This is a genomic window from Pseudomonadota bacterium, from assembly GCA_039033415.1.
Classification (GTDB): Bacteria; Pseudomonadota; Gammaproteobacteria; order Xanthomonadales; family SZUA-38; genus JANQOZ01.
This window is the reverse complement of sequence record JBCCCR010000007.1, coordinates 1-24,657: the sequence shown is the minus strand read 5'-3', so window position 1 is coordinate 24,657 and position 24,657 is coordinate 1. Positions and strand designations below refer to the sequence as shown.

18 protein-coding genes and 3 pseudogenes are annotated in these 24,657 nt (G+C 54.9%); 13 read left to right on the top strand and 8 right to left on the bottom strand.

Annotated elements, in window-relative coordinates; translation table 11 throughout:
• The first annotated feature begins 215 nt into the window (after window positions 1–215).
• Both AAF358_07085 and AAF358_07080 read left to right on the top strand, forming a co-directional pair.
• Window positions 216–626 carry a hypothetical protein gene (locus tag AAF358_07085; GenBank protein MEM7705296.1) on the top strand — a complete coding sequence of 137 codons (411 nt, stop codon included), beginning with the start codon at window positions 216–218 and terminating at the stop codon, window positions 624–626.
• A 49-nt stretch (window positions 627–675) separates the two neighbouring features.
• On the top strand, window positions 676–1,356 hold the full coding sequence (locus tag AAF358_07080; protein MEM7705295.1) for a CpcT/CpeT family chromophore lyase: 681 nt from the start codon (window positions 676–678) through the stop codon (window positions 1,354–1,356).
• A 138-nt stretch (window positions 1,357–1,494) separates the two neighbouring features.
• Here AAF358_07080 and AAF358_07075 read toward each other — a convergent pair whose 3' ends face one another.
• Complete coding sequence (locus AAF358_07075) at window positions 1,495–2,448, bottom strand: hypothetical protein (GenBank protein ID MEM7705294.1); 954 nt, start codon at window positions 2,446–2,448, stop codon at window positions 1,495–1,497.
• A gap of 100 nt (window positions 2,449–2,548) precedes the next feature.
• Between AAF358_07075 and AAF358_07070 the strand changes: the two genes are divergently transcribed.
• Window positions 2,549–4,399, top strand: coding sequence for a winged helix-turn-helix domain-containing protein (locus AAF358_07070; GenBank protein ID MEM7705293.1), 1,851 nt, complete (start codon window positions 2,549–2,551; stop codon window positions 4,397–4,399).
• A gap of 63 nt (window positions 4,400–4,462) precedes the next feature.
• On the opposite strand, the gene AAF358_07065 is transcribed toward AAF358_07070, so the two are convergent.
• Both AAF358_07065 and AAF358_07060 read right to left on the bottom strand, forming a co-directional pair.
• On the bottom strand, window positions 4,463–5,068 hold the full coding sequence (locus AAF358_07065; GenBank protein MEM7705292.1) for a TetR/AcrR family transcriptional regulator: 606 nt from the start codon (window positions 5,066–5,068) through the stop codon (window positions 4,463–4,465).
• Between the two features lie 132 nt (window positions 5,069–5,200).
• Window positions 5,201–5,785, bottom strand: a complete 585-nt coding sequence (locus AAF358_07060; GenBank protein MEM7705291.1) for a TetR/AcrR family transcriptional regulator — start codon at window positions 5,783–5,785, stop codon at window positions 5,201–5,203.
• Window positions 5,786–5,968: 183 nt separating this feature from the next.
• Here AAF358_07060 and AAF358_07055 point away from each other — a divergent pair, with 183 nt between their 5' ends.
• The 4 genes from AAF358_07055 (at window position 5,969) to AAF358_07040 (ending at window position 9,052) form a co-directional block, all read left to right on the top strand.
• A complete protein-coding gene (locus AAF358_07055; GenBank protein ID MEM7705290.1) occupies window positions 5,969–6,490 on the top strand; it encodes an SRPBCC family protein in 522 nt (173 codons plus the stop codon).
• Window positions 6,491–6,570: 80 nt separating this feature from the next.
• The gene (locus AAF358_07050) at window positions 6,571–7,656 is read left to right on the top strand and encodes an SRPBCC family protein (protein MEM7705289.1); all 1,086 of its coding nucleotides are present in this window, start codon (window positions 6,571–6,573) and stop codon (window positions 7,654–7,656) included.
• A complete protein-coding gene (locus tag AAF358_07045; protein MEM7705288.1) occupies window positions 7,601–8,722 on the top strand; it encodes a dienelactone hydrolase family protein in 1,122 nt (373 codons plus the stop codon). The genes AAF358_07050 and AAF358_07045 overlap by 56 nt, the downstream gene beginning before the upstream one ends.
• Before the next feature lie 69 nt (window positions 8,723–8,791).
• The gene (locus AAF358_07040; protein MEM7705287.1) at window positions 8,792–9,052 is read left to right on the top strand and encodes a hypothetical protein; all 261 of its coding nucleotides are present in this window, start codon (window positions 8,792–8,794) and stop codon (window positions 9,050–9,052) included.
• A gap of 90 nt (window positions 9,053–9,142) precedes the next feature.
• Here AAF358_07040 and AAF358_07035 read toward each other — a convergent pair whose 3' ends face one another.
• Window positions 9,143–10,177 (bottom strand): chromophore lyase CpcT/CpeT, encoded by a 1,035-nt coding sequence (locus AAF358_07035; protein ID MEM7705286.1) that lies wholly within the window; start codon window positions 10,175–10,177, stop codon window positions 9,143–9,145.
• A gap of 246 nt (window positions 10,178–10,423) precedes the next feature.
• On the opposite strand from AAF358_07035, the gene AAF358_07030 reads away from it, so the two are divergent.
• Window positions 10,424–12,913, top strand: a complete 2,490-nt coding sequence (locus AAF358_07030) for a hypothetical protein (protein ID MEM7705285.1) — start codon at window positions 10,424–10,426, stop codon at window positions 12,911–12,913.
• A gap of 103 nt (window positions 12,914–13,016) precedes the next feature.
• Here AAF358_07030 and AAF358_07025 read toward each other — a convergent pair.
• Window positions 13,017–13,232: pseudogene (locus AAF358_07025) on the bottom strand (transposase).
• A gap of 381 nt (window positions 13,233–13,613) precedes the next feature.
• Between AAF358_07025 and AAF358_07020 the strand changes: the two are divergent.
• A complete protein-coding gene (locus AAF358_07020) occupies window positions 13,614–15,914 on the top strand; it encodes a choice-of-anchor D domain-containing protein (protein MEM7705284.1) in 2,301 nt (766 codons plus the stop codon).
• Between the two features lie 125 nt (window positions 15,915–16,039).
• Here AAF358_07020 and AAF358_07015 read toward each other — a convergent pair whose 3' ends face one another.
• Window positions 16,040–16,939, bottom strand: coding sequence for an aldo/keto reductase (locus AAF358_07015; protein MEM7705283.1), 900 nt, complete (start codon window positions 16,937–16,939; stop codon window positions 16,040–16,042).
• A gap of 568 nt (window positions 16,940–17,507) precedes the next feature.
• Here AAF358_07015 and AAF358_07010 point away from each other — a divergent pair.
• Both AAF358_07010 and AAF358_07005 read left to right on the top strand, forming a co-directional pair.
• The gene (locus tag AAF358_07010) at window positions 17,508–20,474 is read left to right on the top strand and encodes a DUF6531 domain-containing protein (GenBank protein ID MEM7705282.1); all 2,967 of its coding nucleotides are present in this window, start codon (window positions 17,508–17,510) and stop codon (window positions 20,472–20,474) included.
• Window positions 20,441–21,370, top strand: a complete 930-nt coding sequence (locus tag AAF358_07005; GenBank protein MEM7705281.1) for a hypothetical protein — start codon at window positions 20,441–20,443, stop codon at window positions 21,368–21,370. The genes AAF358_07010 and AAF358_07005 overlap by 34 nt, the downstream gene beginning before the upstream one ends.
• Before the next feature lie 180 nt (window positions 21,371–21,550).
• Here the strand turns inward: AAF358_07005 and AAF358_07000 are convergent.
• A pseudogene (locus tag AAF358_07000) lies at window positions 21,551–21,643 on the bottom strand (helix-turn-helix domain-containing protein).
• 325 nt (window positions 21,644–21,968) lie between these two features.
• Window positions 21,969–23,351, bottom strand: coding sequence for a gamma-glutamylcyclotransferase family protein (locus tag AAF358_06995; GenBank protein ID MEM7705280.1), 1,383 nt, complete (start codon window positions 23,349–23,351; stop codon window positions 21,969–21,971).
• A gap of 72 nt (window positions 23,352–23,423) precedes the next feature.
• On the opposite strand from AAF358_06995, the pseudogene AAF358_06990 reads away from it, so the two are divergent.
• Window positions 23,424–23,621, top strand: a pseudogene (locus tag AAF358_06990) (IS3 family transposase).
• 239 nt (window positions 23,622–23,860) lie between these two features.
• Complete coding sequence (locus AAF358_06985) at window positions 23,861–24,412, top strand: hypothetical protein (GenBank protein MEM7705279.1); 552 nt, start codon at window positions 23,861–23,863, stop codon at window positions 24,410–24,412.
• Window positions 24,413–24,657: the final 245 nt, after the last annotated feature.

Here is a 24,657-nt window from a genome sequence, read left to right as displayed (position 1 = left end):
TCGATTTGGTGCGGGCCGAGTGAGCTTGTTGCTGAAGCTGACAGAGAGCTCCCGTCCAAAGGCTGGCGCAGAATTTCAAACGGTCTAGTTTTGTGGATCGTTACGCTATGATTCATGCGAACGGTGCCGAGTATGCAAGTATGCCGCTCCTAAATTTCGCTCATGCACGTTCGTGTAGTGCCTCCGTCCTGATTTGCGCCCTGCTGGCTACTGGGATGCAGGTTTCCCTAGCGGCAGGAACGGCTGATGTGGTTCGTCTGACGGTGGCGGTCAGATCGATGCAGGCACAGGCTCGGGACGACTTCGTTATCGTTGAGATACCGGGTACCAGTAATTACGTACAGTTCGCCGGCGTGGAAGGAGGCGGATATGTTTTTGACGTCCCGGTGCGTTCACTCACGCCGGATCAACAGCGACGGGCGGCGGCGTTTTTCGCCTCCCGGGGCGTTGGAGTTGTAACCATCGACGCCACCGACCCGACAACGAAGGAGTCGTTCGCTATCCAAACCTATCAGAAATACTTCCGCGGCGATGACCCGGGTGGCGGGGCGGCGCTGAGCGTTGAATTTGTGCACGAGGTGCTGCGCCATTCCGGCGAGCTCCGCGTCGTGCGAGGATGGCGCTGAGCGGATCTGCTCATAGGGATTTGCTGAGCAAAGTAGAAGGCCATATTGAATGAAAGGGAATCGCAGGAATTATGGGCTGTCGGCTTGCGGTCTAACTCTGTTGCTGGTGGGTTGCGCAGCGGAGCGGAAACTAGAACATCAGCAGTTTGATCTGATGATGAGTTGGCTCGCTGGTAAGTGGGATAACGGCCAGCAGGTCGAGGCTGAAATTGCCGCCGCAATGCCTGAGTTCGATCGACACCTGCACTACGCCATGCACTATGTTCCCCTTCAAACGCCCGGGATGGATGGTCAGGTATTTGCGATCAGAAGCTTCAACGAAGGCGGATTTGATGGCCCATTGACTCGCGTGGCGCTCCACCGGTTTCGGTGGCTGGATTCCAGCCAGGAGATTGAACACGAGTTTCTGTTTCTGCTGGATCCTGGGGAGTTCGGAGATCTCAAATCCTCTCTGGATTCTTTAGCCACACTTGGTGAAAACGACGTTCGTGTGAACCCAAAATGTCGTATGTACTGGCGCTGGCTCGGTGATCACTTCGATGGCCGCACTCGCAAGGGGCAGTGCATAACCGGTTCGTACACGCCCACTAGCATACTGGTGGAGGGTCATGGCGTTTTGAGGGCGGACGAACTGCTTCGGCATGACATGAACTTTGAACTGAGCGGTCAAGTTCGCCCCCGTCAGGGCGGGGCGTCACCCGAGCGCTTCCGCAAAATTTCCTCGGGGTAAGCGAACCGCAAGCTCCAGGACCCAATGCCGCGTCAACTTACCACTGGAGATACCAATGCGTAGAGTGACCGGCGTTCAATACGACCGCGGCGCCCGTGGACAGTGCACTGGACGCCGCGGAAGAAGGTCACGCCCGGGTCAGTCGCAACGCGGCTGGAGAGCGAAGGGAAGGCAGACCGTTTCAACTTCCTCGCGTTCGCTTTGGTAAAGAACACCGCCAGCTCCATACACGAGCCGGCGTCCGTCGCGCGAGATAGACGGCCGCGTTTCGCTGCTGTCCGCTGTGCTCAGCGGAATAGTTTGACTTAGGTTGACCGCATTTCGAAATGGCTGGTCGATGCTTGGTCGGCTGGCGTAGTAGATATCGAAGTTTCCGCTACCCGGATCGTGTCGATCGGAGGCAAACACAATTTCTAGGCCGTCCACCGTCACATTGGGCTGTCGGTCGTCGAACGGTGAATTGATCAGTGTCAGCGCCCGGCCCTGGCGAAATCCGCCTGCGCCTAGCCTGCTTTCCATCAGTTCCTGGTCGCCGAAGGCAAAATTGGAGGAGTAGAACAGCGAGGTACCCCTCCAGGTTGTTACTAGCGCAGGGCTGAACTCCGTACCGGGTGTATTTGGGCCTCGGGGCTCACAATTGAGGCTGACGGGCTCCTGCCAGCCTTCGATGGGGTCCTGGCGGGCGAAGTAGATGTCCACCGACTCGCCGCAGCCGCCGGGGCGAGCCGACACAAAGAGCAGGTCGCCCCCAGGTAGCGGTGTGGGACAGAAGTCGGGCCCCTCAGCACGATTGACCGGCTCTGGCAGCGGTGCGCCAGGCTCAAAAGGGGCGTCCACCATCGGCCGGAAGTTACTCCAGAGGTTGAGCGATCCGCTGTCGTCAGTGCGGGCCGTAAAAAGGGTCAAGCCGTCGGGTGACTCAATGGGGCAGCCACCGCCGAAACCATCCAGCGCCGGTGCGTCGAGCGCGACAACGTCCGGCCCCCAATCGGAGAAGGTGGGCAGCTTCAGCGAGAACTGCGCCAGCGCCGCCGGGGTGAGGGCGCAGAGGCCAAGCGCGGCTAACGCGCATTTTGACAGGGACAGGTTCATGGGCTTCCTCGTTTCAGTTGGGAAGCACCACCGTTACCTTAGATCGCTGCCCAGTCTCAACAAATTTGCTATACATATGCGACAAATCTGCTAAATGCTCATGAATACGCCGCCAAAGTCGGTTCTTAAAATTGGTCCCTACGAGCTGGATTTCTACAGCGGACAGCTGCTGCTTGATGGCCAGACTCGGAAACTCCGCCCCAAGTCGATGGCGGTGCTCCAATATCTGGCGCAGCGACCTGGGCAGCTGACCAGCAAGCGCGAAATCCTGGATGCCGTGTGGGGCGCTGCGGATGTCGGCGAGGGAGCGCTTACGCAGTGCATTATCGATATCCGTCGGGCACTCGGCGCTCATCGAGACTGCCTGCAAACCTTACCCAGACGCGGCTACCTCCTGGAGCCAGGGTCGGCGACAAAAGCGCCTTCGGCGCGGCGGGCACGTCTCCACTGGTCGGGTGTTGCTGCGGCATTCCTGGTTGTGTTCGGCGTTGTCGCAGCATTTAGCTATCGGCCTGACGGGGGAGCGTCAAGGCCGATACGCCTGCTACTCGCGCCGATCCAGGACGCTACGGGCGATCCCATGCTGGCCCACCTTGGCCAAAGCGTCATTTATGAACTGCGACATCTGCTGGCAGGGGAACTGGATGTGGAGGTGGTCATGCCGCCCCACGGTCTTCGTCCGCAGGCCGAGGAGTTGCTCCGTCTGGCGGAGCAGTCATCCGCAGCATATCTACTCACCGGATCTATGGACGGCACGCCCGATGCGCTTCACGTCCAGGTGGGGCTCACCGGCGTCGAAAGGGGTTTACAGACCTGGTCGCACCGGTTTGAGGTTTCACACTCGGACTGGGCCTCGCTTCGCCGCCAGCTTGGGGTGGAGGTTGCGGCGGCGCTACGCCTCGATCTGGTGGCAGGCGCGAGCCTGGCGTCGTCGCATCAGAACAGCTCCTGGCTGCAGTTCCAGCGCGGGAAGTTTTACTACGATAGGCGTCAACCCGGGGATGTTGATCGAGCCCTGGCCATTTTTCAGGAGGCGGTACGCCTGGATCCTTCCTACGGCGATGCTTGGGTGGGGTTGCTGGCGACTCACCGGATGCTAGACAAGACGGCTTCTGACCCTGATCTGGCCCTTGCGATGGAACGGGTGGCGACGCTGGCGGTTGACTCGGCTGAAGCCCACATTCGCCTGTCCCGGATTTATGCGGACGAAGGATTGGAGAGTCAGTCTCGGGCGCACCTGGAATCAGCCCGCCAGCTAGATCCAGGAAACTGGCTAGTGTTGAATGACCTGGCAACGCGCGCGTTCGCCTCGATGGCTTACGACGCCGGTCTGAGCTATCTCCAGCGGTCGGTCGAAGCAGATCCGCTCAATCCGGTGGCTCGCGCTAACTACCTCAGTGCCCTGGCAGGTACGCGGAACTTAACTGAGGCGGCGGCTCAGGTCGAGGCCCTAAGTACTTTGAGTGACTATCACTCGATTTCGCCCGAACTGCTGGGCCTGGAGCTGAAGTTTCTGCAGGGAACCATTACCGAATCCGACGAGCGATTGCTGTCCCAGGCACCGTGGCCGGACAAGCAGGGGCTGCTCATGAAGCTAAGGGCGACGCGAGGGGATCGAAGCGTGCTTCTAGAGCTGCCAGATGACGCGACGCTCAGCGCCCGCGGCATAGCCAGTGCCGCCGTCATAGGGCGCGCTGAGCTGCTGGTGCTGCTGGGCGAGGAGCAGCAGGCGCTTGAGTTGGTTCAGACATTGGCCGGTGAGGTGACCGGTATCAGGAGACTTGTGCGACTTTCGCAGGTTAACCTCTCAGCGGAGCTGGCGGTGCTGCGTGATCATCCAGACTGGCCGCAGCTCGACGAATCCAACAAGCGTGACATCGGGACCGTTAGCGACGCGGTTGCAGAGGTTGGCTCCCAAGCCAGTATCCTAACTAAAGCCAATCCCGACTAACCTCATAACCGGTGGTGGGCTTTACCGTGCGTCCCTACATCATCGGGTCCATCATCCTAGAAGCTATCTCGCAGTAGCGTGAACTCGCCAACTGTCGATCGTGTCGAGTACGATTGAGACATGCGGAAGGTTTTCGGAGAAATCATGATAGAGCCGCGACACGGCCATTGCACCCCACATGGAAGTCTGAATAAAGGATGCGCAGGCACGAAGATCCAGGTCGTTGCGGATAACTCCGCAGTCTTTGCACTGCTCCAAGTACTCCTCGAATAAGTCTGTCAGACCCTCACGGTAAGAGCGCACATACTGAAGTACTTGCTCGCTGACGTTCGTGGAGTCCAACACCGTATTGACCATCATGCAACCGAGATGCGCGGCTTCTTGTCTCGGATCTCCATCGAGATGCAGCGAAAAGAATTGATTAAGCGAGCTCAATTCAGGTACCGCAAGCATTTCTCTTAGCATCTTGAAGGCCATCTCTTGATAACGACGCTGGGCCGCCAAATACAATCCTTCCTTGTCCTTAAAAGTGTTGTACAGGCTGATGCGGCTGATACCGGTCGCTTCCTCCAAATCGGAAATCGTTGCTCCATCAAAGCCGTTCTGCCAAAAACAGTGCATTGCAGCATCGATGACGTTGTCTTCATTGAATTCACGGGGTCTTGCCACAGGGCCACCTTTGGATGTGTTGGTTCCCGATCGTTGCCTCCTAAGTCTTCGACTTAGGAGGTAGTTATATAACGACCATTATATAACTATTCGGTACTTTGCGTTGTGCGTGATGAACGCAGTGGTTGCGCTCTATGCGGCTGTTTCCGTTTGCCAGGAGCGTAGCGTTTCCGCCGCAATCTTGGAGAGAGGGGCAGCTGCCGTCTTCGAACGAATCAACCGAATTTCACTCAGCGCGCCCCACATCGAGCCAACCAAAAATTCCGCGCGCTCACGAGGCTTAGCGATGCCACTCGCTCGCAAGGAATCTTCGAACGCAACTAACCACATCTTTCGGTACGCCTCGACATGTTCGCGCATGTTCGGCTGAAAGCGATGTAGCTCGAAAATCGTATTGACGAGCATGCAACCCATGTTTGACATGTCCTCATCCGAGGCAGGCGGCGTTCCCATGCGCTCAAAAAATGCAATCAATGCCTCAATGCCAGGTTCAGAAAAGGACTTGGCGACGACACCACGGGCCATCTGTCGATAGGCACCGGCCGCCTTATCGAAAATCTCGTCCTTTGTACCAAACACGTTCGACAGTCCTTTGACGTCAATGCCCGTGGCTTCAGACAGCATTTTGTACGTCGTGCCATCGTAGCCGTGGCGCCAGAAGGTCAGCATCGCCGCCTGCAGCGCCATTTCTTCGTCAAAGTTGCGGGGTCGCGCCATCGAAGGCTCCGAGAGTGGTTTTCCAATGCGAGTTGTAAAACGCAAAGGGTTGCGCTATAAAGCGACATTGATAATACAACCGACGTTGGAAAACAAGTCTGGCAGACGCAGGAAACTGTGACGACTGGTGAGCGGTTGGAATTAGGAATTAGGCGAAAACGGGAGTTTACGAAGGAGTTAAGGATGGAAATTCACCGCAAAATTAGGATCGCGACATCGGCTGACGAGGCTTGGGCGGTCATCGGCCCCGAGTTTGCCCACGTCGACAAATGGGCTAGCAACGTCTTTGTCTCAACCTCGCACAACAACAGCGCCGCACCAAACGGGGCACCGGCGGGGGGGCGCGTTTGCAGCACCTCACAGGGCGAGTTCGATGAGTCAATAGTCGATTACGACGAGAGTCGCCGACTCATTGCCTATGCCGTCACCGGAAAGGCCCTGCCAGGTTTCGTCAAATCGATTCGGGCAAGCTGGGTCATTCAACCCGCTGGTACGAATGACAGCGCCGCGACAATGACCATGACAGCCGACTTGGCGCAGCCGTTCGCCTTTCTGATGGGCTGGATGATGAAGAAACAGTTCGGCAAGGCCATCGACGAGTCTCTGGAGGAATTCAAGTTCTACTTGGAGGAGGGTCGCGTTCATCCTCGAAAAACTGAGAAAGCCAGCTCCAAGCAGGCTCAGAAAGCGCGTGCAGCCGCGTAAACCTTTTTATTTGCCTTGTTTTACAACAACTATTGGATAACTAACGTCGTACTCATGCCGTTAGCAGAGGAGGTATCCCCATGATCAAGTATCGATTAACGACCATGTTTGTCGCAGTTGCCGTACTAGCGTTCCACCTGAGTGCAGGAGCTCAAGACGCACCACAAATGCCGCCAAGAACGGATGGTGCTGTAAAAGTTGATGAGCACACTTCAGCGCCACTGCAGTTCTCCCGCTCGGCGGAAGTCAGCGAATCAGCTGGTGCAGTATGGAAGTATCTCACCAACTCAAACAACGTGGCGGGCCTGTTCGATGGCGTTCACTCCATCTCTCGCGCCAAGGTTGGTGAGCGACGCACCGTAAGGCTCAGGAGCGGCGGGAGCGTCAGCGAGACCGTACTCGCCGACGACGCGAAGTCACGTACGTTCGCCTATTCAATCGCCGATACGAATCCCATGGACATATCTGATCACCTTGCGGTGCTGACAGTCACGTCCGCCGATGAAAGGAAGGGGTCAGTGGTGACCTGGAATCACTACTTCAATGCTGCCGGAACGGATGCCAGCGTGTCGATGAGCAAATCTCTGACTGACGCTCTCGTGAAGTTGTCGGCCAAGCATGGAGGTTATGCAGACCACGGCAGTAACAGTGGTTTCAATCCCGCGATCGTCCGTCAGACGAGAATCCTCAAGGCGAGTAAAGCCGACGTGTGGGCGGTTGTCGCGGACGGCTTTGGCGACGCCCATGTTTGGTCAAGCAACATTGGCAAGATTACCGTGACGGATCGCAACGGCGACAAAATCGTAGGTGATCAGCGAGCCTGCTTCATTCCTTCCTTCAATGGCGAAACGAAAGAAACCATAACCCAATATGATGAAGATAAGGGTGTTTTCGCATACTCCATTGATCAGGGAATGCCGCCGTTTGTCACTTACGGCGAAGCTGTCTGGTTAGTGAATGAAATCGACAGCGACACTACGCAGATCACGGTGGAGATAACGGCTGCAACTGCTCCGGGCGTGCCACCGCAGGCCATCGCGTTTTTTCGCGGTGCGATGACACAGCAGGTTGTTGTCGCAGTCGACGACGCGAAATATTTTATTGAAAACGATGCAGTTCATCCACGGAAGACCGCAGCCCTACAGGCTGCCGGCGGCGGTAACTAGTCGGGCCAGATTGGTTCCTGTGTATCCGGGAAAAGGTCTTGTTGCGCTCTTGCTGTGCTCAGTGCTGACAGCCTGCGACAGCGTGGGTGAACCGCCCAACGTCCGCGTCCTGGCCGATGGGGCGACAGGGCTTTCAACATCATCAGGGGAGATCGTCCTTCGCGTCCTCCGGTCCCCCCCGGAGGGGGCGGAACGGTCTGCGCTGATGGTCGGTCTGCACGGCTACGGAATGGACGAGCAGCAGATTACAACTCTCGTGAACATCGAGCCGTCAACACCTCACACCTATGTGGCCATTCGGGGCTTCGAAGCGCTCGAGCCACGAGGTTATGCCTGGTTTCCTGTATCGAACGGCGCAGGTGGTCCCGCTATTGATGCCAACACGATCATCAAAGCTAACGATCGCCTGTTCAACGGTATCGATGCGATAACAGCCTGGCTTAAAACTGATCCTGAACGAGTTTACCTCGTCGGCTTTAGCCAAGGCGCCACGATGACTTTGTCCGCCGCCTTCCTGCGGCCGTCGGACGCGGCGGGCTTCGTCGGCTTTGCTGGAAGCCTTCCGGCGTTTGACGTACCTATCGTATCCGACGTCTCCGCGCCCGTCCTGATCGGCCACGGCACACGAGATCCGAGTGTTCGAGCAGAGGACACCGACCTCGCAGTTTCCCGGCTGATTGAGGTCGGCCGCCAGGTCGAGCTCAACGTCTACTCCGTGCCGCATGTCGTCAGCGCCGCCGGTCGCCGGGATATTGCTACTTGGATCGATGCTCGCGAGCGTGGACAGGATATGACTGCATCGCCGCCGCAGCCTTTGTCGGCCGTGGGCTCAGCCGTGGCCAAAAGTCAGGGTTCGACCGAGGCCTTTGTCGACAGTGTACTGCGCCGCGCGGTGACTCGTGGCGGCGTGTCCGGGAATCCGAAGGGCGCTATTACGATTTACAAGTTTTTCGACTACAACTGCCCATCGTGTCGAGTCGCCCATCGTGAACTGCCGAATTTGCTGGCCGCTTACCCAAACGTTCGATTGGTCGCGGTGGACGTCCCGGTTTTCGGCGACGGATAAATAAGAGCGACCGCACTGACCTTTTCAATTGATAACCCAGCACATTACAAGGCGGTCTACGCCGACTTGATGGCGTCTGATGAGCGGATAGGCTCTCACCAGGCGATCGAGTCGATTCGGCAGCACGTCGGTGTTCTTATCGACGATACGAATATCGCCCCAGTCGTGCAGGCGAATCTGAGCGAAATCCAAAACAATATAGCGGCCCTAGATATTCTGGGATTCGTCGGCACGCCTGGGTTCCTGATTGATGCGGACGGTGTGCGCACAAAACAAATCGGCTGGGATCCGCACGCGTTAAGGGCGTATCTGAACAGCGTCAACGAATAGCTCTTCCACTATTGAACTACGGAGCAACGATTTATCCTCGACATACCCATTCGTTCCATCGAGCAGGCCGCCGTACCAGGTGCGGGCTTCTTATCCTTCGACGCTTTGGTAAGTCAGTTCTGGTTTGTGAGAGCAGCTGGCCTGCATCCAGCGCAGATTGAGTCCGATTCGCTCGCCGTCATATTCGGCCCACGCGTAGGAGACTGCGCGCTCCGACGCTCCTTCGTAGGCATATAGAACCAGTGACGAGCGGCTGGATCCCGTGGGCCATTCCATCCTGCGGAGAATCAGCCGCGCGTCCGTTTCAAAATCTTCTCCGCCAGGTAGCTGCAGCTGCCCGCCCTGGTCGTGGAGCCACAAGCCGCTTTGAAACGACCAGTCGTTATTGCCCTCGCCACTGTCCCCATGTTTCGTCCCGCGAAGTCGAGCCACCCAGCATTCGAAAGCGCGGATCTTCCGGAGTTTGTGGTGGACGTCCGCTTTGTTTCCGAAGACGTACTCGCCGGTAACGGTCTCTGCCTTATCCCGAATCCAGATCTCGCTGTCGGTCAGAACCAGATCGTCGGTAATCACTATCTCCTTGCCAGATCGCTGGGACACAAAGCGGCAGGCTCCCTCTTTCATATAGCCGATGAACTGATTGGATTGTCGACGCCAGAAAACGTCGCAGCCCGCATTTGTCGTGGTATCGGCCACCGTCAGATCTGAAAGCAAATCGGTGTTGTTGAAGGCCGAAACAATGACATCAGGTTCGGTTGGCGTGTAGATCTTCAATCGGATTGCATCTTCTTCAGCGTCGGCGGTGAATGCGTAGATGCGCTGGCGATAGATATTGGCGGGGTCACCGTCGCCATATTGCTCGACGTAAAAGACGTTTTCTCCGAACTCCGGAAGGTCAACGCGTCGGAAAATGGAATGAATGCGCTCATGCCGGTGGTCCTCCGGCACTTCAAGCTCCGGTTCCCAGAAAACCTGCAGCGAATTGTCATACCGGCCGGGAAACCAGTCCAGCATCAGGGCAAGGTCTTTTTCAAGGACGGTGGCCGGGGGCTGGGCAAGGGCAGATGTCCCGGTAAGCGCAAGGGCGATTGCAACAAGCTGGGTCAGGATTGCTTTTGAGTTCATTTCTTCCTCTCGAACATGATTGATGTCGAAATCAAAGGGTCCAGGAGCAGTTGGTGGTTCGGATAGCTGACAAGTCTAACCTTGTTCTCGGTGAGCGCTGACTGTCGGTCATTCTAACTGAGACACCTAATAGCGTTGCTGTCTCGCCCGAGATCTCACCCGGAGCTTTTTTTGCTGCCCCGTGTCATCCCCGCTTCCTGTTTTCGTATTAGGCACTGATACAAGCGGATAACTCGGAGTGGTCACATGATCGCGCGATCTCGTTTTAAGCCCCTCGCTCTTTTGCTAGTAGCGGTGCTTCCGACCTCAGGGTGGGGTGCGGGCCCTAAGGGCTTTACGCTCCCACCGCCAGATATTGCCAGCATCAACGGTGGTCCCTGTGCGTACGAATCTGTGGCGTCGGCGGTGGAGGCGGCAAGCAGTCTCGATACCATCATCATCGCACCGGGCACCTATGAAGCGCTCATCGGGGAAATCGACAAAAGCCTAGTGCTGGTGCCGGGTCGCGCCGCGTCCCCGGGGTTTACCGGCTGCGAGGCGGAAGACACCACGGCCAGTTTCCCGGCCGTGGTGCTAAGCGGTGCAGGAGGTAGCGACGACAGCGTGGGCGGGCTGGCGCATGTACTCAATGGCGCCCGGGTCACCTTCCGCAACCTAACGCTCGAGTCGGCGGTGGCCTCCAACGGCGGTGTTTTGGCTGTCACCGAAGCCTCCCAGGTCACCCTGGATGGTGTAAGCGTCGAGAATGGCACGGCAACGTTAAGCGGTGGTCTGATCTACGTGGAGGGGGGCGCCACCGCTTCCCGCCTCACCCTCACCGGGGATACGCAGTTGCTCAACGGTCTAGTGTCACCCGGCGACGGCGGGGGCATCGCGCTGTTTGATGGCCAACTCACGGTTGAAGATGCCCGAATCGGCCGTGTACCTACCGTTTTTCCGCCGTTATTTAATACCGCTGACGGAAATGGCGGTGGCATCTTCGCCAGCAACAGCACCATCACCCTAGGTACGGAAGCCAGGATTATCGGCAACAGTGCAGGCGACGAGGGCGGAGGCCTGTACGCCATCAATTCAACCGTGACCGGCGATAGCGCTAATTTTGCCGCAAACCGGTCCGGGCGGGTTGGCGGCGGCCTGGCAGTTCGTGGCGGCTCCGTTGACCTGGCTAACGCAATCTTCAACATGAACGAAACGTCTCAGGTGGCATCCAACGCCGGCGGCGGCGCGATCCACGCCGGGGACGACGCTGTGGTGACGTTGGATTCGGTGATGTTCATGGAAAACAGCGCGTTCTCTCTTGGGGGCGCGATTTCGCTCAACGCCGCCCAGCTCTGCAGCGTAGGCAGCATGTTTAGCCAGAACGAAACGGGAAGGGGCGGTGCCATATTCAGTTTCGAAAGTGAGCTGACGCTGGAAGGTGGCTCATTGCAGAACAACGCAGCCAACTCCCAGGGCGGGGCCCTGTATTTGATCGGTGGCAGCGCTTTGATTCAGGGTGGTGTGGTCTTTTCCGAAAACGAGGCCGACGAAGGAGGTGGCATTTTCCAGCTCGACGCCAGCGCCACCGAGCTGACGCTGGACAACGTGACGATGGACAACAACCGGGCCACCGACGGCGGTGGATCGCGTGGCGGCGCCATTCTGATGGGCGCCGGCACCCTGGTGATCGGTAACTCGTCGTTCACAGGCAACGAGGCTACCGGCGCGGGGGGCGCCATCGATATAGACGGGGAAACCAGCGGGTTGACGGCGACTATCGTTGGCTCCCAGTTCCTGAGCAACACGGCCTTTAACGAGGTGTCTCCCATCGGCGACGGGGGCGCGATCAGCGCCACCCGTCTTGACCAATTGGACGTCACCGATACGCGGTTCATTAACAACAGTACCGATGCGTTGGGCGGAGCCTTGTCCCTTTCGCGGGTGGCCTCGGCAACGTTCCGCAATGTGCGCTTCGCCGGAAACCAGTCCGACCGGGGCGGCGCCATCTCCTCCCAGAACAGCAGTCTTCAATTTGGCGTCTTGCCATCAAACTGCGATCCATTCGCTTTGGCCAGCGACGAGTATTGCACGATGTTTTCGAACAACATCGCCAGCACAACCGGCGGCGCGTTCTATGTGAGCAATAACCTGGCTGAGGGCAACATCAGTTTCAATCGGGTGGCGTTTGTCGACAACCAGACCATGAGCCTGAACGAGGCAGACGCCGCGGTGATCGAGATCCGGGGCACTGAGCATAGCCTGACGACAATGGACAACGTTTTGGTGGCCGACAACGGTCTGCCGGGAAGCGCGGCGCCGGCACTTTTGGTCGAAGGCAGCCAGCAGCTGATGCTTCGCCACGTGACGTTAGCGGGCAACGTGGCAAGTCCGCTGCGCGCCGCGGACGAGACCGCCCAGGTCAGTGTCTTTAGCTCAATCCTACAGCTCAACGGCCAGGGTCCGGCAGTGGGCACTAACGTGGCCTACACGGGGGCTTGTAACAACTCACAGCCTCAGCAGGCTGGTGTGCCTCTGGGTCCGAATCTGGGCAACCCCAATTTCATCACAACGGCCCGGGGTGACTATCGACTTTCGGCCATTTCTGTCAGCGTTGATCAGTGCGAAATCAGCAGCGGTCGGGATCTGGATGGTTTGTTTCGCATCAGCCCGAATCTGGCCGATCAGGGCGCCTTTGAGCAGGACGGCTCAGTGACTCCGCCCGATCCCTTGTTCGCTGACGGGTTTGAGGGGCCATAGCTGTTTAAACAGCGAAAGCGAATCAGGTAAGACCTAACCCTTGGCATCGGCAGCTAGCGCCTCGGTCGGTCGCAACGCCTGTGTGATTGCGTAAGCTTCCCCGTCAAGTAGACGTCTCGTTAGTTAGCACTTTGGCTCGGTAAAGGACTTCTGCGGGCGTTAGCCCACCGAGTCCGTCATGATCTCTTTCCTCGTTTTACTCCAGCATCCAGCGCCACGTTATTTCTCGGACCTCGTCTAGATTTCGGAAAATCCAGACATCGAGCACTTCATTTCGGTTGCTCCGATTGAATCGTTCGATGTAGGCGTTCTGGTACGGAATTGGAAGGGGGGTACGCTTGGTGTCGCCAAGCGCTCGTGTCTCGAATCGAAATCGATGCAAATCTCACAGGCCTCAATTTAAACGGAGAATTACACGTTCACTACCACGGTCACTCACACGATCGCTGCTCAAAATATCTAGCAGTTCAGGCAATGGACGTGAGCACAGGATGTGCTTAACAATCGACACATGAGACAGATTCCGCTCGCATTATTCGTCTCCAGCGCACCAATTAGCCCCATGGCAACCAATGGTTATCGATTGGACAGTCAATACCCCATTTTTGCAGCAAACGCTCGGGTGGCTTGTCAGTTTGACCTAGGCTCGGCGCGACCGCGCGGTCGTCTGCTTCCGCTGGCGGCGGCGGTGGCATTGTCGTTGTCGTTGACAGCGACGCCACGAACGCAAGCTCAAACCATCGATCTCGGCAATTTGGGCGGCGGCGGTTTTGCCATCGAGGGTGTCGCAGCGAACGACTATTCTGGCCGCAGCGTGTCGGGCGCGGGCGACGTGAACGGCGATGGACTGGCAGACCTGATTGTAGGCGCTGCCCAAGCGGATCAGGGCGATGAGAATTACGCTGGAACCAGCTACGTGGTCTTTGGGAAGTCGAGCGGTGGCACGGTAGAACTGGGCAGCCTGGGCAGCGACGGGTTCGCCATCGAGGGTGCCGCAGCTAACGACTATTCTGGCCGCAGCGTGTCGGGCGCGGGCGACGTGAATGGCGATGGCCTGGCGGACCTGATTGTGGGCGCACCAGGCACTGGGAATTTAGTCGGAACCAGCTACGTGGTCTTTGGGAAGTCGAGCGGTGGCACGGTGGACCTGGGCAGTCTGGGCAGTGGCGGATTTGCCATCGAGGGTGCCGCACCGTTCGACTTTTCTGGCGGCAGCGTGTCGGGCGCGGGCGACGTCAATGGGGACGGGCTAGCGGACCTCATTGTGGGCGCGTACAACGCGGATCCGGGCAATGAGGATCGTGCTGGAACCAGCTACGTCGTGTTTGGCAAGTCGAGCGGTGGCACGGTGGACCTGGCCAGTCTGGGCAGCGGCGGGTTTGCCATCGAGGGTGCCGCAGCGGACCACTTTTCTGGCGGCAGCGTGTCGGGCGCGGGAGATGTGAATGGCGATGGGCTGGCGGACCTGATAGTGGGCGCTGACGGCGCGGATCCGGGCGGTGAGAATTATGCTGGAACCAGCTACGTGGTCTTTGGCAAGTCGGACGGTGGCACGGTGGCCCTTGGCAATCTGGGCGGCGACGGGTTTGCCATCGAGGGTGTCGCAGCGGACGACCGATCGGGCCGCAGCGTGTCGGGCGCGGGCGACGTGAACGGCGATGGGCTGGCGGACCTCATTGTGGGCGCATTCCGCGTGGATGTGGGCGGAGAGACCAATGCTGGGACCAGCTACGTGGTATTTGGCAAGACTAGCTCTAGCACGGTGGACCTGGGCAGTCTGAGCAGCGGCGGGTTTGCCATCGAGGGTGCCGCAGCGGGCGACCGTTCGGGCTTGAGCGTATCGGGCGTGGGAGACGTGAATGGTGATGGGTTGGCGGACTTGATTGTTGGCGCCTACCGAGCGGCTCCGGACGGCGAGGTCAATGCTGGAACCAGCTACGTGGTCTTCGGCAAATCGAGCGATGGCACGGTGGACCTGGGCAGTCTGGGCAGTGGCGGGTTTGCCATCAAGGGTGCCGCAGCGGGCGACTTTTCTGGCGGCAGCGTGTCGGGCGCAGGAGATGTGAACGGCGATGGGCTGGCGGACCTCGTTGTGGGCGCGTCCGCCAGTAATGGTTTTGCTGGAACCAGCTATGTGGTGTTTAGCACCGCCTCGCCCGAACTCACGGCCACGTATCGCACCTTTATGCGCAACGGGGACGCGCCCCGTCAGGCGGTGGGGGTGAGCGGTGATGGCAGCAACGACGACTCGCCGGACGCGCGTGTATGGATGGATTTCGACGATGGCTTTGATTTTGTTAACCTTGGCACCGATGCCTCTTCTCATGAAGTGACCCTGAATCGAGGCAGCGGCGCGTTTGGCGACTCGGCGGCTGAAGTTCACTGGCAACTGCAAACGAACCGTGGCGCATGGTCGGGCGCGGAACTGACGTTTCGTTATATCGACGCTGAGCTACTCACGGCGGATGAAAGCGCGCTGCTGATGGTGCACGCGCCGGCCGCTGACGGCCCCTATACGGTGCTACCCAGCATCGTGAACCCGATTGACAACACGATCTCAGTGATCGTTGACGAGCTGGGGTTCTTTTTTGTCACCGAAGCTCCGGGAGAAATCGACGTCCAAGGCAATGGTAATGCCATTGCGGACGGAGATACCACGCCGCGAGCCACGGACAACACCGACTTTGGTAAAGTGCTTGTGGGCAGCTCCCCAGTCAGCCGGACTTTTACGATCCGCAATGAAGGCACGGGAATGTTGACACTCACCGACGACATCACGGTGCCGGGTGCAGGCTTTAGCGTGGTGCAACCGGCTAGCGATTCGATTCCGCCGGGCAACGCCGTGACCTTCGAGGTGTCCTTTGATACCGAGATCATCGGAGTAACTGCGGCGCTCGTTAACATCCCCAATGACGACGACGACGAAAACCCGTACACGTTTGCGGTTAGGGCCAACGCGGTCGAAGATCTCGATATCATCTTTGCAGACGGGTTTGAGTAGGCAGCCTGCTGCTAGGCGACCTTTAGTGTCGTGTTGTGGCCGTCCCGGCTAGAAGGTCCGCAATTCGGCGTTGCAGTTTCAGCGATCCCGCAAAGCGCAAAAACAGAATCGGGCGCAGCTCGGTGCTAAATCAGGCTTCGCAAATGCGTTGCCATGCGCTGTCTCATCGCTTCGTCAGGAAGCCGGCCAAAGCCGGCGCCAAGATTATCCAACGCATGTTTTGGGTTCGCCGTCTCCGTCAGCACGCAAGTCACCGCTGGATGAGACAGAATATATTTCAGTGAAAACTGCGCCCAGCTATCACAGTCAAACTCGGCCGCCCAGGTTGGCAACGCCTTGTCCTGCACAAGGCGGAAGTAGTTGCCATTGATGAATGGTCTGGATATCGCAACGCTGACACCCTTGTCCTGCGCGAGCGGCAGGAGTCGGTTTGCTGCACCGGGTTCAAGAATCGAGTAGTTCACCTGAATGAAGTCAACGCGTTTTGCCTCAACCAGGCCACCAATGAAATCATGAACCTCGGTGTTTCCGATCCGAGCGACCCCGAGGTAACGAACTAGCCCCTCTTCCTTGAGCGCCTGGTACCGGCTTTGTTCCGCGGCAAATCCTTTGATGTCTCGAGTGTGGACGAGATCCAGCGCTGACTTACTCTGCGCTTTCGCGAGGGTAGAAGCTGCTTGTTGCATGGTTTGGCGCTGATCAGGACTTAGGTAATTTGCGATGAATGCCTGATCCTGGGCACTCATTTCCTTAGCGAGACCGCCAACAAACGCCGCGCTTGAGCCTGAAGCGTCGATGTAATTGCCACCATGGCGAAAATAAAGCTCCAGTAAGTCCTGCGCGACCGGGCGATCGCCACGACGAAACGCATTTGAATTTCCCAGACCGACTACTGCGAGTCGTTCGCTCGTTCCGTGGATTGCCCGTCGGGCAAGCGTTTGATTGGTTTCCGCGCCCGCGGCAAAAAATGATGGTGCCAGTAGCGAAGCACCAGAGAACTTCAAAAAGGATCTGCGATCAGTCATAGGGTCATTCTAACGCTTCGCTTGCTTTCCGGCTCGCTGCGCGAGGTGCGCCGCTGGTGTTACCGCGGTCTTGGGGAGACCAGCACGCTAGAGCACCGCGTGGTCTAAGTATCGGCGCCATGGCTTAAGTCAACGAAGGGTCAGCTCGGTGCTGGCAGCAGCGGATATCACACTTAACTCAACCGTCCGAATTCATGCGGTAGAACCCGTTAGCAGGGGCCTACCTTGCTCTTATGGGGTTTCTAGCGGTACCAAAGGTAGCCGAGTTTTGTGATCGTACGTCTGCAGACCATTTTCGAGGACTCACGTAAAGTGCATTCGTAAAATGGAGTAGGGCAACACTCTGATTTCCGAATAAGTGTCTTGCAGGTCCGGTTGACTTTACTAATCAACGCTCTGCAAACCTGAGGTTAGCCTTTCGTTTGGCTGATCTTGAGTGACTGTTTTCGCACGTAATTACCCAGCCGGGGCTGGTGGCTACATTCGCTGTCCAAATTATTTGCACTTTTGACAATACTTCCAATGGGTAATAATTTACCAAAAGAAAAAAGGTCATAAGGCGTTGATAATGAAATTTTTCTCGCTCGCTAGCTCGCAAATTGCTCTTGTTTTCTCTGCACTTCTATACATCACGGGTCCTTGTCTTGCGGCTCCTGAGTCGGACAACCCTACTATGGTGTTCGCAGAATTTTTGAACGAATTATCAGATCGCAGGCGACTTCAAACTTTTTTTCCAAATGAACAATCCCCTTTTAGGGGGCTACAAGTAAATAACGTAAATGTGGGGGACGGCAACCTAACTTTTTTGCGTAGAGACCTTGTCACGTTAGCCAGACTGCCGATTGTTCTGGGTCGTGTTTACGATTCATCTGCGCGGGACGGAACAGACTTTGGTCGGGGATGGAAGCTCGCCCCGTATGAAAAAATAAGTATTAACAGCGATTTGAGTTTCACATATGTCGACTCGTCCGGGTCTACTTACGAGTTGGAGCTAACTGATGATGTGCTTGCACTTAAGACACCATTTTACTCCGACTTTCTGAACATCTCTTTTGTCGGAAATGAAATAGAGATTTATTTTCGAAATTTGTGGGTCAAGAAATTCGCCAAACTTGGCGACTCTTACCAGCTGGTAGAGGTGGTTGATAACAATCTGAATACAATTGAATTGGCATATGACTCAAACAACCGTCTAACAGAACTCACAAGCGGTAAATCGAAAATGACGGTGGAACGGGACATCAATACAGGCAGGATAAAGTCTGTTGCCGACTCGTCTGAGAGGTCGGTATCTTATCGTTATAGTGAAAACGGTATGTTGATTGAAGTAATTGATGTTGCGGGAAATCCGTGGAAGTACGAATACGATGATGCTGGCCAGCTGATCAGGGTGATTGATCCGTTAGGAAACAGTTCCATTGAGGTTGAGTATGACCAAGAACGAGTTGTTTCGATGATGTCGGGAGGCGTCGCTACGAAATTCCAGTACATTGGACAGCGAACTGAGATGTATGACGGCGGAAATACACTGTCGGTATTTGAACAAAACTCAAAAGGCTTAACCTATCTAATAAAAAATGGTCTGGACTTAACCACAGAGGTTGGATTCGACACACGAAATAGAGTGAGCAAGTTAATTGAGGATGGGGTCCTGAAGGCTGAATTTGAATATGCTGAAGATGACAGGTTGGAACAACTAATCAGATATGAATCCTCCGGAGCAATTGCCGTTGGTTACGAGTACAACTGGCATAAAAAAGTAGTAACTGCTCGCACTGCACATGCAACCCAAACTCAAACTTACGATGACAACGGAAATTTGCTATCTCAGGTAACTAAAGATCGCTGGGCCGCGAGAGTTCATGAGTTTTCGTATCAATACAACCGATTCGGAGACCTTACGTTTTTTTCGTCGGATAACGCTGAATATGAATTCAAGCACAGCGAAATCGGGTTAATTGACCAGGTTAAACGTGACGGCGAATTGTTCGCCACTTTGGAGTACGGTTCAACTGGCCGACTTGCGCGGACCAAATTCTTCCATGGCGGATCAGTTAGCTATCAATACAACAGTCTGGGGTTTAGGTCTAGACAAGAGACCGATGAAGGAGACGTGGAAGACTACGAGTACGATGCATCTGGGAATCTCGTTGCGATCAGCTCTACGGTTTCAGGTCGAACAGTTAGGAAGAGTTTCAAATTAGACAAATCCAATAGATTAGTAGGAGTTGATGCAGTGGGCGCCCCGAGCATGCGAGTTGAATATGATGCCGCGGGAAATCCGATTCGTGTTAAAAGAGCGTCATCCGATCTGACGTTTACATATGACCCTCTGCAACGGGTGACCGGCGTAAGAAATGCTGGAAAATTCCTTGGGCATTATGACTATGACGACTATGAACCCGATCTTCGAAAGCAGGAGGACATTAGGACGCGCGGGGTACAAAGACTAGAAGTTCGAAGCTCAGCCATTTACGGGTCGATCATGGATGTCAGTTACACCCGAGGTATAGGCAGCACTTATGGGGCCGTTATAGACAACAGTGGATCTGGCTTCGCTTTGGCGTCCGAATGGGGTTTCGCCGATAATCAATCCGCCATAGTAAATGCGCTTGAACGAACCAAAGTATCGAGAACTAACGACACCGATGATGAAGCTAACTTCAAACGTCCCTCAAACGCATTTTTTATTCCTCCGGAATACTACACGATAAATTGCAATCCTGAGCCACTCCCGTGCGCAGGAACCGTCGGCTTAGTATTGGCTTCAATGGACGATGACGTGGGCAGCCTTACTTCGACTACATCTGTTTTTGTTTACCGAGGAGCTAACGTGTTTTTTACCGGAAGCGTATTGACGGGAAACTGCTCTACTAATCCCCTTCTGATTTGGGACACTGGACAGGGCGACCCTGTATTTTCGCAAGGGCTGACGTTGTCGGGAACCGAGAATTACCAAGCGAGCGGAGTATATTCTGCGAGCTTTAAGGCAGAGTGCCCGTGCGAAGGAGGTAATATCCGGAACGTAAATTTCTCAGTAAATGTAATACCTTTTTGCAACATCACTCAAATGACCGCGGCCGCGAAGGGCTTCGCGAATTCGCAACCACAAAACGTTCCGCACGAATACGGAGCTGTCATTAGTTGCAATGATCAGGGTGCATTCATTCAAAACATAACGAGTACTGAAGGCACTGGTGATGTCTGCCAAGGTTCTATATCGGGTTTTAATTGGGTGGAGGATGATATTATTCATACACATCCTTTTTTCACCCAAGCCAATTTGGCATCGTCTGGAGCTGTAAACTGCCGAGGCCAGATGTTTTCGTCGAGCACCAACCCAACGGTGCTAGCCGACAAAAACAACGACAACAACTGTTTTTCGCGAAGTGATATTCAGGCTTCTAATTCAGCTAACCGAGATAGCTTCTTAAGACAGGCTGATTCAGCAGCCCTGAGATATTACGAGCACGATACGCTGCCCAACCCATTTGAGCCGGATTGCCGACCGACGATTATATCTGTACTCCCATGAATAGGGCTGGTGGCTGTGGCTTTTTGTGTCTCTGGTTCAATCTAACATTAGCGGTTGCGCAGCCGTCGACAGTTGATTTCGAACAAGAGATGCTTCAGCTTTGTGGCGGCAACAAGATTTTTGCGAAAAGGTGTGCTGTCAAGCTTGCACAGTTGGAGGCACAACGAGCGGAGTCCAATACATTTTCCCTAAGGTTTCAAGCGATCATCGCAAGAGCCTATCTAAACCACGCATCATTTGACTATCCTCCGCATTCAAAGGAAAGCGAAAAGTATAGAGCGTTAGGCGAAGAGTGGGCGAAAATGGTGTTGGAATCCGACCCCGAAAATCTCTCAGCTTGGAAGACGTTAGCGAATTCACATGCGATGACCAACAGCCTAAATGGCTATGTAACGCAATTACAGAAACTCAAATTTTCAGATGCTCACGACGATCATCACTTCGCAGGCTACCTACTAGGGAGAATCGATACAACGGATTTACTTGCCGTACAGGAAACACACTATCTTGAAGCAATCTCGTCGGCGCCTAATCGCTTTGCAAAGACTGGCTACGCGATGGAATTTGTGAATCAGCTTCGCGAAAGAAATATGCCTGACCGGGCTAATCAGTTTGCCGCTGAATTCTCTGAAAGGAATCCAGGGGCCGTTGAGAGTGATTTCGGAGGCTTCCTAAATAGATTGGAAGCCATGGCTCCAGCGAAAAGAGATTCGCAACTAGCCAATTCCGAGATTTCCTATTTTTGTGGGGTTTCTGTCTTCACTGTGCTTGGAACCAGCAAGTGTAGATTGCTATTAGAGTTCGCGTTGGGTGTGACCTCGTCGTCTGAAGTTTTGGCAGCAGTTTCTAGAGCAACGGAGTACTTGGAGGAATTTGATGCCGAAAACAGCTATTGACCCCCTCCCCGCCCGGGGGGGAGGCCTGGAGACTCCAAATGTTGAGAAGCTGGGTTTATGAATAAAAGAGTACTCCGATATTCCCCGGCAGTCCGGGAGCGAGCCGTTCGTCTGTCTTAGGAAGCCCTGAAGGACCATTCATCCCGCTGGGCGGCTACCAAGTCGGTCGCAGAAAAGATCGGTATCTCGCGATACGCCCATCATCTGGCAAGCCTCCGATACATTGCCCAGTTTTTCCGCCAGATTCAGCAATCCGATTTTGTTTCCAATGATCCTCTATGTAGACTGACCCTCGAGGGTTGTATCCTAAGGTTTTTGATGAAAATTCGCACTTTCATCAAAACCGGTAACCCTCGCTTTCATCAAGCCAGGTGTCAGATCAAGTCGCGACTAACTCAGCTATAGAACGCCACGCAATTTTAGTCTGCCCGCCATAAACAAGTCGCAGAAAATCCCTCGGGAAGTTCGCACGTTGATCACACCGATCTAGTCATTCTGATTCCTCACGTACGCCTATATGGACGTAACTCGATATTGGGCCTTTGCACCGACGTTCATCATCAAGATAAGGACGGCAAAACCTGGCCGCAAGTCCAGATCAACCATCCATGACACGATGCACTTCCTTTTTGTAGTGTTCCGGAAACTTGTTTCTCTCCAACGCATTTTCGATGAACTGCTTATAAGCAGCGGTTGGCGCAAAGTTATCTGGTTCGCCCTCGGTAGTGTAGGCCACCGCTTTGACTTCAAATTTTCCATCTATCTCGACATCGAAGTTTTCAACTCGATACCCCATGCTGGTTTCAAGATCGTTCAGAGCCGCAAGCTCGACCTTATCGACGCAAAAGACAATTCCATACACAGACTTCGAGGAGTCTGCCGACACAATATTGGCGATCCCGCCGTTTTTTCCTTCACCGATTGTGCCCATTATATTGAATCGAAGTTCTCGGCCGCGCACCTTGCCAAGTGCAAGCGGCCTTGCAGAAGGGCATCTTTTGTTCATTCGCGCAGTGTCCATATTCGATCCGAACGCAAAATAAAGCTGACCGCGCTCTTGCAGGATCTCAGCCGATACACCAAACACCAGATCTGTGTCGAGCAATCCAAGCTCTTTTGCTACGGATCGCAACGCAGTGGAGTCGAGTTCGATGGACTCGAGATTAGACAAATGCTCGTAGATCATAACCCTGCGTGTGTCGCGCACCTCTCTAAGCAACTTGGCTAGTCCGTCTCTCCCGATTGCGTGGGTGCTTCTGAAAAAAGCCGACACTGATTCCTTCATTAACGTGACAAATTCGGTGTCGTTCGGACCTGTGGCGATGAACGCTGCACCGCCTTTCTTCTCCTCCAGAGTAGTATCGGATGAGCGTGTAAACATTACATTGGCCGAAGCCTTATCCGTTCGAGGATCAGTGAGGCAAATCACGTAAGGCAGCGCGGTTGGGTCAAGTTCCTTTTTCATGAACAACTGAAATTTGTCGCCATGCGCAGCTTTTAAATCCCACAGCATTTGCAGCCAAGCAAGGCTCAACGTCGTGTTGTATTGAAAACGCTTTACTACGCAGCCGTTCTTGAGCGCAGTGTTCATCGCAGCGATCAACCCGCTGGCGTACTGATAGTTTTCTTCGTCATGACAAGAAAACCCGTCTCCAACTATGAATACCGCCTCTGTCGCATCCTCTATTAGGCGGTAATACTCCTTGTAGTAGTCAGCTCGCCGCGTAATACAACGTGGGACAGCGTCGGTGGCTCTAGCCGAACGCCCATCCCAAATCCACGTAAACGTCACAGCAAATAGATAGAACACAGTTAGTGCGATCAGTACGATTGAATTGGTCGCTGCAGGCAGTACTGGCAATTCTTCGGAAAAAAACTGGGTAGCCTCCAACACCCCGTACGCCAGCGGCGGATAAGCGAGGAGAACCGCTAGAGCCCGATTTCGTAAGGGTGTAACACCCGAATTGCTTTTGAAGAACATTGCGATTTGTGCTTTCCAGCTGTTGAGCCCCGAAGTTAAGCGTACTAGTCAATAGATGCAACCGGACGCGGACACTACGACAACGCCGTGGCTGAAAGTTTCTTCGGCACCCTAAAGAAAGAAAAAATCAGACGACGAAAAAATCGCACCCTGGATGATGCGCGGCAGGCGGTCTTCGAATACATCGAGCTGTTCTACAATCCGAAGCGCCGTCATACACACAATGATCCTGCCTCAACGGTGGTGTATGAACAGCAGTATGCTGTGTAGGAAGAAGGTGTCGGGAAAACTCAGGCCGTATCAATGCTACCTCTGGCGGGCAGTGGACCAGGGTGGCAGTGTGGTATAAGTATTTCTACACCGAAAGCGAAACGGCGGCGCCGCGCGCCGCTTTTCCAAACGATTGCTCCGTGGGAATTCCACCTTACCGATACTTTTCTGAGCGGGCTCGCACTGACGCGCAGTTGGAATAAAATCACACCACCATTGCCACTTCAACTGGTAAGGAAATGAATGTTCTCAGGGTAATTAACCAGTCCTTTCGTCAGGTCGTGTACTCCATAGCCCAAGGGCTGAAACATACTGGTCATTCAATCAATAGAGCGATCAGGGCGTTTGGAAATCTAATTGGAACGCTGCACGATCTGATTGCTACTGCAATCCAGGTCATACTCAATATTTCGTCAGTTGCGTTCGTGACCTTTTTGCCATTCGCACTATTTTTTGATCCGTTGAATTGGTCTGAATTCCTCAGTCAATACGCCAATCCCGAAGTTATTTTCTTGGCACGAATAGCACTCGGGGTGTTTTTCCTTTATGTCGTGTTTCTCCTGTTTATAGCGCTTTGGAAAGCACTCAGGGAGCCTGATCCAACAACCAATGGAGACGCCGATCTAAACAAAAAAGGTTTTTTGCGGTTTATCTCAAGCATGTTGAGTTGGATGACTATTGGGTTAGTATTTATCTATTTCACTATGTATCGATTTGAGGTGTTTGGAATTAGGGCTGAGGAAATTCCAGGTGTAAGCTGGCTGATTGAGCAGGCAAACCTACTAATCTGAATTTCCTTATTGTGTCCCTAAGAGTCACGGTTCCTGCGTACGCATCCGCGAATCTTACACAGGCTAAGACTGGTGTTTTCTAGCATTGGGGTTCTACCTCATCATGAACCACCCCGGGTTTCCTGGAGACTCCAAATGTTGAGAAACTGGAGTCATGAACAAGAAATCCCCCCGCTATTCCCCGGAAGTCCGAGAGCGAGCCGTTCGTCTGTTTGAGGAAGCCCTGAAATACCATTCATCTCGCT

Coding starts and splice junctions, on each gene's coding strand:
- AAF358_07085 (MEM7705296.1), top strand. CDS start 216: ATGCAGGTTTCCCTAGCGGCAGGAACGGCTGATGTGGTTCGTCTGACG.
- AAF358_07080 (MEM7705295.1), top strand. CDS start 676: ATGAAAGGGAATCGCAGGAATTATGGGCTGTCGGCTTGCGGTCTAACT.
- AAF358_07075 (MEM7705294.1), bottom strand. CDS start 2,448: ATGAACCTGTCCCTGTCAAAATGCGCGTTAGCCGCGCTTGGCCTCTGC.
- AAF358_07070 (MEM7705293.1), top strand. CDS start 2,549: ATGAATACGCCGCCAAAGTCGGTTCTTAAAATTGGTCCCTACGAGCTG.
- AAF358_07060 (MEM7705291.1), bottom strand. CDS start 5,785: ATGGCGCGACCCCGCAACTTTGACGAAGAAATGGCGCTGCAGGCGGCG.
- AAF358_07055 (MEM7705290.1), top strand. CDS start 5,969: ATGGAAATTCACCGCAAAATTAGGATCGCGACATCGGCTGACGAGGCT.
- AAF358_07050 (MEM7705289.1), top strand. CDS start 6,571: ATGATCAAGTATCGATTAACGACCATGTTTGTCGCAGTTGCCGTACTA.
- AAF358_07045 (MEM7705288.1), top strand. CDS start 7,601: ATGCAGTTCATCCACGGAAGACCGCAGCCCTACAGGCTGCCGGCGGCG.
- AAF358_07040 (MEM7705287.1), top strand. CDS start 8,792: ATGGCGTCTGATGAGCGGATAGGCTCTCACCAGGCGATCGAGTCGATT.
- AAF358_07035 (MEM7705286.1), bottom strand. CDS start 10,177: ATGAACTCAAAAGCAATCCTGACCCAGCTTGTTGCAATCGCCCTTGCG.
- AAF358_07030 (MEM7705285.1), top strand. CDS start 10,424: ATGATCGCGCGATCTCGTTTTAAGCCCCTCGCTCTTTTGCTAGTAGCG.
- AAF358_07015 (MEM7705283.1), bottom strand. CDS start 16,939: ATGACTGATCGCAGATCCTTTTTGAAGTTCTCTGGTGCTTCGCTACTG.
- AAF358_07010 (MEM7705282.1), top strand. CDS start 17,508: ATGAAATTTTTCTCGCTCGCTAGCTCGCAAATTGCTCTTGTTTTCTCT.
- AAF358_06995 (MEM7705280.1), bottom strand. CDS start 23,351: ATGTTCTTCAAAAGCAATTCGGGTGTTACACCCTTACGAAATCGGGCT.
- AAF358_06985 (MEM7705279.1), top strand. CDS start 23,861: ATGAATGTTCTCAGGGTAATTAACCAGTCCTTTCGTCAGGTCGTGTAC.